Source organism: Planococcus ruber (genome assembly GCF_022819085.1).
Taxonomy (GTDB): domain Bacteria; phylum Bacillota; class Bacilli; order Bacillales_A; family Planococcaceae; genus Planococcus; species Planococcus ruber.
Genome location: NZ_JALHAG010000004.1, coordinates 151,029 through 164,590 on the forward strand (window position 1 = coordinate 151,029; position 13,562 = coordinate 164,590).

The 13,562-nt window shown below is 45.4% G+C and carries 13 protein-coding genes; 12 read left to right on the forward strand and 1 reads right to left on the reverse strand.

Annotated elements, in window-relative coordinates; genetic code table 11:
• Positions 1 to 2: 2 nt before the first annotated feature.
• Positions 3 to 932 (forward strand): hypothetical protein, encoded by a 930-nt coding sequence (locus MTR82_RS08650; protein ID WP_246808725.1) that lies wholly within the window; start codon positions 3 to 5, stop codon positions 930 to 932.
• A gap of 143 nt (positions 933 to 1,075) precedes the next feature.
• On the opposite strand, the gene rnhC is transcribed toward MTR82_RS08650, so the two are convergent.
• Positions 1,076 to 2,002, reverse strand: a complete 927-nt coding sequence (gene rnhC, locus MTR82_RS08655; RefSeq protein ID WP_246808726.1) for a ribonuclease HIII — start codon at positions 2,000 to 2,002, stop codon at positions 1,076 to 1,078.
• A gap of 84 nt (positions 2,003 to 2,086) precedes the next feature.
• Between rnhC and zapA the strand changes: the two genes are divergently transcribed.
• From zapA to trxA, 11 genes are all read left to right on the forward strand, one after another.
• On the forward strand, positions 2,087 to 2,347 hold the full coding sequence (gene zapA / locus MTR82_RS08660; RefSeq protein ID WP_052651975.1) for a cell division protein ZapA: 261 nt from the start codon (positions 2,087 to 2,089) through the stop codon (positions 2,345 to 2,347).
• Between the two features lie 5 nt (positions 2,348 to 2,352).
• The gene (locus MTR82_RS08665; protein WP_246808727.1) at positions 2,353 to 2,889 is read left to right on the forward strand and encodes a CvpA family protein; all 537 of its coding nucleotides are present in this window, start codon (positions 2,353 to 2,355) and stop codon (positions 2,887 to 2,889) included.
• Between the two features lie 62 nt (positions 2,890 to 2,951).
• Positions 2,952 to 4,655: a DNA polymerase/3'-5' exonuclease PolX gene (gene polX, locus MTR82_RS08670; RefSeq protein ID WP_246808728.1), complete on the forward strand. Its 1,704-nt coding sequence runs from the start codon at positions 2,952 to 2,954 to the stop codon at positions 4,653 to 4,655.
• 12 nt (positions 4,656 to 4,667) lie between these two features.
• On the forward strand, positions 4,668 to 7,028 hold the full coding sequence (locus tag MTR82_RS08675; protein WP_246808729.1) for an endonuclease MutS2: 2,361 nt from the start codon (positions 4,668 to 4,670) through the stop codon (positions 7,026 to 7,028).
• A 22-nt stretch (positions 7,029 to 7,050) separates the two neighbouring features.
• The gene (locus MTR82_RS08680) at positions 7,051 to 7,464 is read left to right on the forward strand and encodes a DUF350 domain-containing protein (RefSeq protein WP_052651971.1); all 414 of its coding nucleotides are present in this window, start codon (positions 7,051 to 7,053) and stop codon (positions 7,462 to 7,464) included.
• A gap of 226 nt (positions 7,465 to 7,690) precedes the next feature.
• Entirely contained in the window at positions 7,691 to 9,382 is a 1,692-nt protein-coding gene (locus MTR82_RS08685; protein ID WP_246808730.1) for an AMP-binding protein, read from the forward strand.
• Positions 9,383 to 9,526: 144 nt separating this feature from the next.
• The gene (locus MTR82_RS08690; RefSeq protein WP_052651969.1) at positions 9,527 to 10,111 is read left to right on the forward strand and encodes a TetR/AcrR family transcriptional regulator; all 585 of its coding nucleotides are present in this window, start codon (positions 9,527 to 9,529) and stop codon (positions 10,109 to 10,111) included.
• A 16-nt stretch (positions 10,112 to 10,127) separates the two neighbouring features.
• Positions 10,128 to 10,901, forward strand: a complete 774-nt coding sequence (locus MTR82_RS08695; RefSeq protein ID WP_246808731.1) for an enoyl-CoA hydratase — start codon at positions 10,128 to 10,130, stop codon at positions 10,899 to 10,901.
• Positions 10,902 to 10,921: 20 nt separating this feature from the next.
• Positions 10,922 to 11,695: an electron transfer flavoprotein subunit beta/FixA family protein gene (locus MTR82_RS08700; RefSeq protein WP_052651967.1), complete on the forward strand. Its 774-nt coding sequence runs from the start codon at positions 10,922 to 10,924 to the stop codon at positions 11,693 to 11,695.
• Between the two features lie 87 nt (positions 11,696 to 11,782).
• On the forward strand, positions 11,783 to 12,748 hold the full coding sequence (locus tag MTR82_RS08705; protein WP_052651966.1) for an electron transfer flavoprotein subunit alpha/FixB family protein: 966 nt from the start codon (positions 11,783 to 11,785) through the stop codon (positions 12,746 to 12,748).
• Positions 12,749 to 13,244: 496 nt separating this feature from the next.
• Positions 13,245 to 13,559 (forward strand): thioredoxin, encoded by a 315-nt coding sequence (gene trxA / locus MTR82_RS08710; protein WP_052651965.1) that lies wholly within the window; start codon positions 13,245 to 13,247, stop codon positions 13,557 to 13,559.
• Positions 13,560 to 13,562 lie beyond the last annotated feature (3 nt).

The following is a 13,562-nucleotide window of genomic DNA, read 5'->3' on the forward strand; positions in this document are numbered from 1 at the left end:
AAGTGAGATATATCAAAAATGAAAATGGCTATGCGTTAGTCATGGTTATATTGCTGGTTGTTGTTTTCACCACTCTAGGCATGGGCTTGTTAGCAATGAATATAAACGCAAACAAGCAATTTAATGTGAAAGAAGATCAAGTGCAAGCGAGGCATCAGGCGGAGATGGGTGTGCTGCATTATAAAGAAGAAATAGTAAAAATTTTAAACTTAAATGCAGAGTTAGATAAAACTGCTATAAAAAAAGAGTTAATTAAAATAGGCATCTTAACGGAAGGGCAGTATACAGTTAGACAAACTAAAGAGCCGGTGACTTTTGAAAACAATAAAATAGAAATATATATCACAAGCAAAGGAACGTCAGAAGTTTTAAACAATAAAAGTATCTCGAAGGACATCGACGCAACAATAATAATTAGCGGCACTGAAAAAACGTCTGGAAGCGGTAATCACTCGCCGCCTCCACAAACTAATTCAACGGAGAAAGTAATTGGAAACTTGGTTATTCCTGAAAATGGATATTTTTCAAATAAAGAAAATATTCACGTTACTAGAAACATAGATTCTGTAAACGGAAATAAAAATACGAATATGCTAGTAAAAAACGATTTATATGTTGAAGGCGGATTTGTAATGAATAATCATACATGTGTGGTCGTGGGCGGGAACCTTACCGTACTAGGAACAAATACAAAAAATATGAGCGGAAAAGTTTACATTGTAGTTTATGGGAACGCATATTTTAAGAATCCTCCTGAAAAAATCAATAACGCCCAGATTTATGTAGCTGGTAAAGTTACTGGAGTACCTGATCAAGACCTGTCTGATTATAAGGGCTCAATTCCAATTGGCGCTGGTTGTCCTGAGCCTCCTAAAAAAGCAAATGAAATAATATGGTCAGTTGAACCAACTGTAAATCCGATTTATAAATAATTCATTATAATTGAAAAAAGCAGAATCCCAAGATTCTGCTTTTTTCTGTCCATCTTTATAAGGATGCAAGTAATCATTTTGTAATCAAGATGTGCTAGTAATCTTTCTTAAGAATGATAAAATAAGAATATTCCAAAAGAATCTTAGTAGCGTTTTTTATTCGCCAATGCTTGAGCTTTTTTCGTATTGGCAAAATGGGCTTTTGTGATGTTTTTTAAATAGCTCTCGCCGTGCTTCAATAAAATCTTGGCGGCCGCTTCATCCACGATTTTTCCGGCGCCTTTTGGCAAGGTGATACCGGTTTCGCTGCTCATGCGGTCCATTTCTTCCAAGAAAGCGACACGCGCAATGATGGATGCGCAGGCAACGGAAACGTGGAGGCCTTCCGCTTTTGTCGAGAACAGGACATTTTCCTGGATGATTTCTTTTTCATCTTTGATGTGCTTGTAGTAGATGCCGCGTTCAGCAAATTGGTCGATTAAGATGGCAGCAGGCTTTTCCGGTACAATTTTCCGCAACACGTGCTTCAATGCCTGGTTGTGCATCAACGCTTTGATTTTTCCTTGCGACCAGCCTTGCTCCTGCACGCGGTTGTATTTTTCGTTTTTTAAGGTCAGGACGCTATGGGCAAAAGCGGCCTTTAAATCAGGAGCCACGCGGCGCATCCAATCGTCCGTCAGCTGCTTGGAATCCTTTACGCCAAGCTCGTGGGCGAGCGCTACTTTCTCCGCCGGTACGTAGCAGGCGGCCACGGTAATCGGCCCAAAGAAATCGCCGGTTCCGGTTTCGTCAGAACCGAGTACGGAAAGTTTCTCGAAGTCCGGCGGCAGCTGATCGCCTTTGGCCACGACTAATTTTGCGGCTTCAGGTTCTCCCCAACGCGCAGCTTCCCGCTCGGCGCCAGCGCCTTGGAACATGGCTTTTCCGGAAGTATAGACTGTGACGACTGTATCCGCTAGTTTGGCAGTAAAGCGGACATAAGGCGCTTTCGCAGCCGTTTGGTTCGGCTTGTAATGGGCAATGAGTTGGAGGAGACTTTCCTCCGGAAGTTTCAACACAATATTTGACATGAAGGCGCCTCCTTTCTTATGATTCACATTGTACGCGTGTTCATGTTATGATTATCTATAGCATTTCTAAGGAGGGGTGGAGCATTGTCGGATGAACAGAAAATAACGACTTCAGTCGAAATTTACGGCGATACCTATAAAATTGTCGGCACGGAAACATCCGGCCATATGCGGCAAGTGGCATCGATGGTGGATGAAAGTATGCGCGAGTTCCATGCGATGAATCCATCTCTCGATAGTTCGAAACTGGCCGTTTTGGCCGCCGTCAATACGGCTCATGAATATCTTAAACTGAAAGAGCGGGTAGAACAATTAGAAAATGAATTGAGAAAGTTGAAGGGTTGACGTAGATGCTTGATATTATTTTATTGATTTTATTGATCGGCGGCATAATTGTCGGTGCGAAACGGGGACTGGTCCTTCAGCTGATCCATATGGTTGGCTTTATCGTGGCGCTCGTTGTCGCTTATCTCTATTATAAACCGCTCTCGGAATATTTTGTCCTGTGGATCCCGTATCCGGCTGTCAACGATGAATCGCGTTTCACGATTGCCATTGAACAGCTGGATCTGGACCAGACGTTTTACCAGTTGTTTGCCTTTGCCTTGATTTTCTTTGCGGTGAAATTCGGCCTGCAGCTTCTTGCGTCCATGTTCGATTTCTTGAAGTATTTGCCGGTGCTCGGATTTATCAGCAAAGTGCTCGGCGCCGTACTCGGTTTTATCGAAGTATACATACTCCTATTCATCTTTATCTATGTGTTTGCACTGCTTCCGATGGAGGTAATCCAGAATCAGCTGGAGAATTCCGGAATCGCCCAAATGATGCTGGAGCATACGCCTTATTTCTCGGAGAAAGTAAAAGAATGGTGGTATATTTATATGTAAGCAGTAACTTCTCTCTTACTGGAGGGAAGTTTTTTTAAGTCTAAATCTGGAGGTCTGTCTGTATGAATAAGAAAATCATCATCAGAACACTCGAAAAAATTGCGTTATATATGGAATTAAAAGGGGAAAACCCGTTTAAAGTATCGGCTTTCCGAAAAGCCGCGCAAGCGCTTGAGCTCGACCAACGGAGCTTGGATGAATTAGGAGATGTAACGAAACTGAAAGGTATCGGGAAAGGAACGGGTGATGTCATTCTGGAATTGATCGACAGCGGGAAATCCACGGTGCTTGAGGAATTGCAGGAAGAAGTGCCGAAAGGGCTGATTCCATTGATGAAATTGCAGGGCTTGGGCGGCAAGAAGATTGCGAAGCTCTACAAGGAACTGGGAATCGATTCCGCGGAAAGCTTAAAGCAGGCTTGCCTAGACCACGAAATTCAGAAGCTTCCGGGATTCGGTCCGAAGTCAGAAGACAAAATTCTCAAGGAATTGACCGATTTTGAATCCCGTCCAGGCCGACATCCGATCTGGAAAACGGAAGAAGCCGTTGAATTTATCTCTGAGATTCTGTCAAACATCCAGGAAGTCGCCGAATTTTCGGTAGCGGGCAGTTTCCGCCGGACGAAAGAAACGAGCAAGGATCTCGATTTTATTGTAGCAACGGACGCTCCTCTAGTCGTCAAAGATCAGCTCTTAGCTGCATTGCCTGTCCAGGAAACGATTGCTTCCGGCGAAACGAAAGTATCGGTGACCGTGGAATTCCAGGATCTGATCGATATCGATTTCCGTCTGGTGGCGCCGGAAGAATTCACGACAGCGCTTCACCACTTCACCGGATCAAAGGATCATAACGTGAAAATGCGCCAATTGGCCAAATCGCAGAACAAGAAAATCAGTGAGTACGGCGTAGAGCAGGAAGACGGCTCGATTGCAACGTTCACTTCCGAAACGGATTTCTATGACCATTTCGGTCTGCCTTTCATTCCGCCGTCTGTCAGGGAAGATGGCCGGGAACTCGACCGTCTTGAGGAATTGCCGGATCTTGTCGATTTAACAGACATCCAATCGGATTTGCATATGCACACCACTTGGTCGGACGGCGCCCATTCGCTGCCGGAAATGATCGATGGCTGCAGGGCAAAAGGCTATAAATATATGGTCATCACCGACCATTCCGAGTACTTGAAAGTGGCGAATGGCTTGACGCCTGAACGTTTGTTGAAACAAAATGCGGAAATCCGTGAGCTGAATAAAAACTATGATGACATTGAAGTGTTATCCGGCACGGAAATGGATATTTTGCCGGATGGTTCGCTGGATTTTGACGACGAGGTATTGGAACAGCTGGATTTTGTCATCGCAAGCATCCATTCCAGTTTCCAGCAGCCGCAGGAGCAGATCATGGAGCGGCTGTTTACGGCAATGAAAAATCCGCACGTGGATATGATCGCCCATCCGACCGGCCGCATAATCGGCCAACGGAGCGGCTACGACCCGGATATCGAACAATTAATGGACTGGGCAAAAGAATACGGCAAAATCGTTGAATTGAATGCAAGTCCTTACCGCCTTGATTTAGCGGTAGAGCATTTGGAAATGGCGCAGGAAAAAGGTGTGCCGGTTGCGATCAATACAGACGCGCACGCCATTGAAGGTTTGGATGTTATGGAAACCGGGGTCAAGCATGCGCAAAAAGCTTGGCTGAAAAAGGATCATGTGGTCAACACATGGCCGCTTGAACGCTTTAAAGAATTCTTGAAAAAGTAGGAGGTGTCTCATTTGATCGCTGAACGCGCATTGAGAACACTAGAATATTATAAAATCCGCGAAGAAGTGGCACGTTTCTGCACTTCATCGCTTGGGAAAGCCCATATTGAAAAATTGCTGCCGTCGACGGATATCGATGAAGTCAACCGATTATTGGAACAGATGGACGAAGGGGCAAGCATCTTGCGCGTAAAAGGGAATGTGCCAATGGGCGGCATTTTCGACATCCGCATGCATGCAAAACGCGCACAAATCGGCGGAAGCTTAAGCCCGATGGAATTGATGGAAGTGTCATCGACCATCCGGGCGAGCCGCATTCTCCGCCAGTTTTTTGAAGGCATTCGGGAAGAAGAGACGATCCAAATCCCTCTTTTCCTGGAAATGAAAGAATCAATGCCGATCTTGACGCAGCTCGAACACGATATCAATATGTGCATCGATGACAACGGCGGTGTTTTGGACAGTGCGAGTTCCGCACTTCGCACCATCCGCCAGCAGCTCCGTGCGCAGGAAAGCCGCGTACGCGAACGGCTGGAAAGCTTGGTCCGCGGAAAAAATGCCTCGAAAATGCTGTCAGATTCCATTGTGACGATCCGCAATGACCGCTTTGTTATCCCGGTCAAGCAGGAATACCGGAGCCATTACGGCGGCATCGTGCATGACCAATCATCTTCCGGCCAGACTCTTTTCATCGAACCGGATGCAGTTGTCCAAGCAAACAACGAAGTTCGCCGATTGAAGATGAAAGAAAAAGAAGAGATCGACCGCATTCTCCAAATGCTTTCTGCTCAGGTGCAGGAAGTGGCGCACGAATTGTTCTTATTGGTTGAAGTGCTTGGAGAAATCGATATGATTTTTGCGAAAGCGAAATACGGTGCAGCCAATAAATGCTCGAAACCGGAAATGAATACAGAAGGCTATATCAATTTGAAAAAAGCACGTCATCCGCTCATTCCAATTGACGAAGTGGTGCCGAATGACATCGAATTCGGGCGCGATATTACAGCAATCGTTATTACCGGACCGAATACCGGCGGGAAAACGGTGACGTTGAAAACCGTTGGGCTAAGCACCTTGATGGCACAATCGGGCTTGCCGGTTCCAGCACTTGAAGGATCGGAACTAGCGGTGTTTGATCAAGTGTTTGCCGATATCGGCGATGAGCAGTCGATTGAACAGAGCTTAAGTACGTTCTCTTCCCATATGGTCAATATCGTGGATATCTTAACGAAATTCGACGAGAACTCCCTGGTCATTTTTGATGAGTTGGGGGCAGGGACCGATCCGCAGGAAGGGGCAGCGCTGGCGATTTCTTTACTGGATGAAGTGCATGGCCGCGGTGCGAGAGTCATCGCGACGACCCACTATCCGGAATTGAAGGCGTACGGCTATAACCGTCCAGGTGTGGCCAATGCCAGCGTGGAGTTTAATGTGGAAACGTTGAGCCCGACTTACCGGCTGTTGATTGGCGTTCCCGGACGAAGCAATGCGTTTGAAATTTCCAAGCGCCTTGGTCTCCCGGAGCATATTATCAGCCATGCGAAAAGTTTTACTGGCACGGACCGGCGTGAAGTGGATTCCATGATTGCATCACTTGAAACGAGCCGCAGAGAAGCCGAGAAAGATGCGGAACGTTCTAGTGAAGTGCTGGAAGAATCCGAACGCTTGAAAAAGGAACTGGAAAATCAGTTGAAGGAATACGAAGAGCAAAAAGAGAAGCTGCAGGAAAAGGCAAAAGAAAAAGCACGGAAAATTGTGGAACAAGCAACCCGTGAAGCCGAAAGCGTCATGTCTGAACTCCGCAAAATGCAGATGGACCAAGCTTCTTCAGTAAAAGAACATCAGTTGATCGATGCGAAAAAACGTCTCGAGGCAGCAATGCCGGAAAACCGCGTTTTGAAACGAGCGGCGAAAGCGAACCAAGTGAAGCCCTTGAAACCGAATGATGAAGTCAAAGTGATTTCATTCGGACAAAAAGGAACTTTGATCGAAAAAGTATCCAAGGACGAATGGATTGTCCAGATCGGCATTTTGAAAATGAAGCTGCCGGAATCTGATCTGTCGTATACGAAACCGGAAAAACAAAAAGAGACAAGAGCCATGGCAACCTTGTCGAATCGGGACAGCCATGTGAAATTGGAACTCGACTTGCGCGGAGAACGCTATGAAGATGCCCTTGTCCGTGTTGAAAAGTATATCGATGATGCGTTACTATCTAATTACCATCAAGTTTCAATCATTCACGGCAAAGGAACCGGTGCGCTGCGCACAGGGGTCCAGCAATATTTGAAGAAACATCCGAGAGTTAAAAGCTATCGCTTCGGGGAAGCAGGGGAAGGCGGCTCTGGTGTTACAGTCGCAGAGCTAAAGTGATTTCGTATAGGGGAGAATAGACATGTCAGAGACTGGGTTTTGGACACATCCGTTAGTGGAAACGGCGGGATATTTCAGCGTTGTCGTTTTATGTTTAATCGTCGCCATGGTGATTTTTGAATTGGTGACGAAGTATAAAAACTGGGAAGAAATCAAAAAAGGAAATTTAGCGGTAGCAATGGCTACCGGCGGGAAAATTTTCGGCGTCACGAATATTTTCCGCTTTTCCATCGAACGCCATAATACCTTGCTGGAAATGATCGGCTGGGGATTGTATGGGTTTGCTTTATTGATTTTTGCTTATCTTTTATTTGAGTTTCTGACTCCGAAATTCAAAGTGGATGAAGAAATTGAAAATGACAACCGTTCCGTCGGCTTCGTCTCGTTGACCATCTCAGTCGGCCTGTCTTTCGTCATCGGTGCAAGTATTTCTTAGGAGTTGTAAATTATGGAGAACCTGATCAAGATCCTATTTGTATGCTGTGCATTATTCATCATCGTAGGAATCGTTTTTCTGTTTATTATCTAAATCTGAGCAGTCGGCCGAAAAGGCAGGCTGCTTTTTTCTTGGATTTATTTGCTGTTGAAAGCGTTATCATTTACAGATATAATTAAAAATAGGAATATTCACACGATTTGAAAATCAAAAGGAGGAAAAAAGAATGACAGAAAAGCCATGGCTTGCCCATTATCCGCCTGAAGTCCCAAAAACTTTGGACTACAAAAGTATGCCGGTGCAGGAATATCTGACACATGCTTATGAACAATTTCCAAAGAAAACGGCCATCCATTTCATGGGAAGAGATGTGAGTTACGAAGAGCTTTATGATTCCTCGATGAAATTTGCCAATTATTTGCAAGGTCTTGGCATCCAAAAAGGCGACCGGGTGTCCGTCATGCTGCCGAATTGTCCGCAGGCCGTGATCAGTTTCTACGGGATTCTATATGCTGGCGGGGTAGTGGTGATGACGAATCCGCTATACACAGAACGGGAAATCGCATACCAAATGAACGACTCCGGTGCAAAAGCCATCGTTTCTTTGGATATTCTCTTCCCCCGAATTTCAAAAGTTGTGAAAGATACAAAACTGGAAAACGTCATTATTACTGGAGTCAAAGACTATCTTCCGTTCCCGAAAAATATGATTTACCCATTTATCCAGAAACGCCAAACTGGGTTATCGGTGAAAGTGGAGCATCGCGGCGTCAATCATTTGTTTACAGAAGTGATGAAGACCGCATCTAAAGAAGTTGAAGCTGCTGAATTTGACTTCAACGAAGATCTTGCGCTGCTTCAATATACAGGGGGGACAACGGGCTCGCCTAAAGGGGTTATGCTGACGCATAAAAACTTGATTTCGAATGCGACGATGTGCGATACATGGCTCTATAAATGCAAAAGGGGCGAAGAAACGGTTCTTGGCATCATTCCGCTATTCCATGTTTATGGTTTAACGACGGTGCTGATCCTTTCCGTCATGCAAGGAAACCGAATGGTGCTGCTGCCGAAATTTGACGCAGAAACGGCACTTAAAACGATCAACAAACAAAAGCCGACTTTATTCCCTGGCGCTCCTACGCTTTATATCGGCCTGATGAACCATCCGGATATCGGAAAATACGATTTGTCTTCTATTGAAGCCAGTCTGAGCGGGTCTGCACCACTGCCGGTTGATGTACAGGAGAAATTCGAGAAAATTACTGGAGGCAAACTGGTGGAAGGCTACGGCTTAACCGAAACGTCGCCGGTTACCCACTCGAACCTGATTTGGGGAGAACGCGTCAAAGGGTCGATCGGATTCCCGTACCCTGATACGGACTGTAAAATTTTCCTTCCTGGAACGACGGATGAGGTGCCGGCAGGAGAAATTGGAGAAATTGCGATTTCGGGTCCGCAAGTGATGAAAGGCTATTGGAACCGGCCCGATGATACCGCTGCGACGATTGTCAACGGCTGGCTGCTGACAGGAGATCTCGGCTATATGGATGAAGACGGCCATTTCTTTATCGTCGACCGCAAAAAAGACATGATCATTGCAGGCGGATTCAATATCTACCCGCGTGAAATCGAAGAAGTCCTTTATGAGCACGAAGCGGTACAAGAATGTGTCGTAGCCGGAATCCCGGATCCATACCGCGGTGAAACAGTAAAGGCTTACATTGTGCAAAAAGAAGGGTATACTGTTTCTGAGGAAGAGTTCAATAAATACTGCCGTGAACATTTGGCAGCATTCAAAGTTCCGCGCGTCTATGAATTCCGCAAAGAGCTTCCCAAAACTGCAGTCGGAAAAATCCTCCGCCGTTCATTAGTGGACGAAGAAGTCGCGAAGCAAAATGAAGCGGTGCCTTCTTAAATTGGCAGGAAAGAGCCAACCACTAACGCCGTCATAACGAAGCTAGCGCTGATAAAAGCTTGACACTTTAATAAATAGCCTATAATATGAAAATATGAATGAAGCGCCATTCATATTTTCATATTTTTTTTGGGTGGTGATGATTTGGTAAAAAAGGATAAGCCAAAATACAAACAGATCATAGATGCTGCAGTTGTGGTAATTGCAGAAAATGGCTATCATCAAGCGCAAGTATCTAAAATTGCGAAGCAGGCTGGGGTAGCTGACGGCACCATCTACCTTTATTTCAAAAACAAAGAAGATATACTGATTTCCGTTTTTGAAGAAAAGATGGCGGTGTTTGTGGAGAAGCTCGAACAGATCTTGGTTCGCGATATTCCGGCAGTGGATAAATTAGGTTTGATGATTGAAAGCCATTTTAGTCTGCTGGCAAGTGATCTGCATCTCGCCATTGTGACCCAATTGGAACTCAGACAATCGAACACCGAGATTCGAATGAAAATAAATGGCGTGTTAAGAGGATATTTATTGCTGCTCGACAAGATCCTGGTCAAAGGAATGGAAGACGGAGAATTCGATGAAAAAATGGATATCCGTTTAGCCCGTCAAATGGTTTTTGGTACAATGGATGAGACCATCACCACTTGGGTGATGAACGATCATAAATATGATTTAGTCGAATTGGCGCCAAAAGTCCACCGTCTCTTGATGAAGGGGATTCGCGCTTAGGGAAGGGGTTCGTCGAATGGAATTTATCAGTTGGAAAAAAGAAGACGGCGTTGCGGTTGCAACAATCAATCGTCCGCCGGCAAACGCTTTGTCTCGTGCACTGATCATGGAAGTGAACAGTCTGCTGGATGAAGTGGAACATGATGAAGAAGTCCGTGCAATCGTCTTGCATGGCGAAGGAAGATTCTTTTCTGCAGGAGCGGATATCAAAGAATTTACAGAAGTAACCAGCGGCGAAGAATTTTCAAAACTGGCAGCAAGCGGACAAGCTGTGTTCGAACGCGTGGAAACTTTTCATAAACCGGTGATTGCAGCCATCCATGGAGCGGCTCTAGGCGGCGGTTTGGAATTGGCAATGAGCTGCCATATGCGTTTTGTATCTGAAAATGCTAAACTAGGATTGCCGGAGCTTCAGCTTGGTTTGATTCCGGGATTTGCTGGAACGCAGCGTTTGCCTAGATACGTAGGCGTCGCAAAAGCAGCAGAAATGCTTTTGACAAGCGATCCGATTACTGGAGCGGAAGCAGCCCAGCTGGGATTAGCCAACCGGGCTTATGCAGAAGCAGACTTACTTTCGGAAACGCTTTCAATTGCAAAGAAAATTGCGAAGAAAAGTCCAGTTTCTGTTAAAGCGGCCATTGATATGCTGCAGTATTCGAAGTCTGCGAGCTACCATGAAGGCGTAAAAGCAGAAGCGGCTTCTTTTGGAACAGTTTTCGTTTCAGAAGATGCAAAAGAAGGCATCCAGGCATTCCTGGAAAAACGCGAAGCACACTTTAAAGGGAAATAATACTTGGGAGGTTTACGTTCATGAACATTTATGTATTGGTAAAACGTACTTTTGACACAGAAGAAAAATTAGTCATCTCTGGTGGCAAAATCCAGGACGACGGCGCAGAATTCATCATTAATCCATATGATGAGTATGCGATTGAAGAAGCGATCACGGTTCGTGACGAACACGGCGGGGAAGTAACCGTTATCACAATCGGCGGAGAAGAAGCAGAGAAACAGCTTCGTACGGCGCTTGCGATGGGTGCGGATAAAGCAGTCTTGATCAATACAGAAGACGATTTGGAAGAAATGGATGAGTTCACGACTTCCTACATATTAGCTGAATACTTAAAAGACAAAGAAGCAGACTTGATTTTAGCCGGGAACGTAGCAATCGATGGCGGCTCTGGCCAAGTGGGGCCGCGCGTTGCTGATTTGCTTGACATCAACTACGTGACGACGATTACGAGCCTAAAAATCGATGGATCCACTGTAACGATTGTAAGAGACATCGAAGGGGATGCAGAAGAGCTTGAAACGTCATTGCCATTGCTTGTAACAGCTCAGCAAGGTCTGAACGAACCTCGTTACCCATCACTTCCAGGGATCATGAAAGCGAAGAAAAAACCGCTTGAAGAGCTGGAGCTCGATGATTTGGATATCGAAGAAGATGATGTAGAAGCGAAAACAGAAACAATCGAAATTTACTTGCCGCCGAAAAAAGAAGCTGGCCGCGTGCTAGAAGGCGATATTTCAGCACAAGTTTCGGAATTGGTCGGATTACTGCGCAACGAAGCGAAAGTTATCTAAAATAAGAAAAGCGCAGGCAGCCGGAGTCTGAACACTAAAAATAACTGAACGATTAATTTTCATATCTACTTAGGGGGTAAACAGACTATGTCGAAAAAAGTATTGGTATTAGGCGAAACGCGTGAAGGCGCATTGCGCAACGTAACGTTTGAAGCAATTGCCGCTGCGAAAAAAATCTCTGGCGGTGGAGAAGTAGTAGGCGTGTTGATCGGCGATTCAGTCGCTGACTTTGGCGCAGAACTGGTAAATTACGGAGCTGACCGTGTCATTACGGTGGAGCATCCTCATTTGAAATCCTACACTTCAGATGGCTATGGCCAAGCATTCATGGCTGTCATCGATCAAGAAAACCCGGAAGGCATCGTTTTCGGCCACACAGCAGTCGGAAAAGACCTATCGCCTAAAATTGCATCGAAATTGCAGTCCGGTTTAATTTCGGATGTGACGAATATTGAAGGAGAAGGCGATGACGCTGTATTTGTCCGTCCGATCTATTCAGGTAAAGCGTTCGAAAAAGTAAAATCAAAAGAAGGCCTTACATTTATCACAGTCCGTCCGAACAACATTACGCCACTAGCAAAAGAAGAGCGTTCAGGCGATATCAGTTCACTTTCAGTGGATATTACAAACTTGCGCACGATCATCAAAGACGTTGTCCGCAAATCAGCGGAAGGCGTTGACCTTTCAGAAGCGAAAGTGATCGTTGCCGGGGGACGCGGAGTGAAGAGCACAGAAGGCTTCGAGCCATTGCAGGAACTTGCGAACCTTCTTGGAGGGGCTGTAGGCGCTTCACGCGGAGCGTGTGATGCGGATTACTGCGATTATTCATTGCAGATCGGCCAAACAGGTAAAGTGGTAACGCCGGACCTTTACATCGCAGCTGGAATTTCAGGCGCGATCCAACACTTAGCAGGTATGTCCAACTCGAAAGTCATTGTTGCGATCAACAAAGACCCAGAAGCGAACATCTTCAAAGTTGCGGATTACGGCATTGTCGGAGACTTGTTCGAAGTCATCCCGATGCTGACAGAAGAATTCAAGAAAGTAATGTAAGATAGAAAAGCGCAAGCGGGCGTTAAGCTCCGAAAGGCATAAGACAGAACAGCGAAGCGGCGCTCTTTGCCGCATAGCTGGACTGGCTTGTGTCCCGAGGACCTGCCCGCTGGATTCTGGACAAAGAAAAGCGACGGCCCTTGCGATAGTGAGGGCCGTTTTTTTATGGGCATTGCTGCGAACGCACCTCATTCTGGAAGTTCCACACCCCAAACCGGTTTTTCCGCACCTAAAATGGATATTTGCGCACCTAAATGCAAAATTTTCTCACCTCAGCAATAATTTAATCTTATTAAACGAAAAAACAAAGCATCCTGTCGTCTTATGGATTCGTCAGCTTTAAAACTGCGCTGCCGTTTAAAAATCCTCTATCCGGTTTTTCGTTTTATTCTTCCGCGTACGGGGTAGATAGGGAGTAGGCAAATAAATAGCTACGGTTTTTAGGGCATGCTATAATCTAGACATAGTTTGGTTACATTATAAGGAGGAATTATTCATGGCAATAGTACACGGTACAGATTCAAACTTTTCACAAGAAATCTCAGAAGGTTTAGTATTAGTAGATTTTTGGGCTACTTGGTGCGGGCCTTGTAAAATGATTGCTCCAGTTCTTGAAGAATTAGACGCTGAAATGAGCGATAAAGTTAAAATCGTAAAAGTGGACGTGGATGAAAACCAAGAAACTGCTGGAAAATACGGCATCATGTCCATCCCGACTCTTCTATTGATGAAAGACGGAGAAACAGTTGATAAAGTTGTTGGATTCAGACCAAAAGAAGCTTTGGCAGAATTAGTTAACCAACACGCATAATTC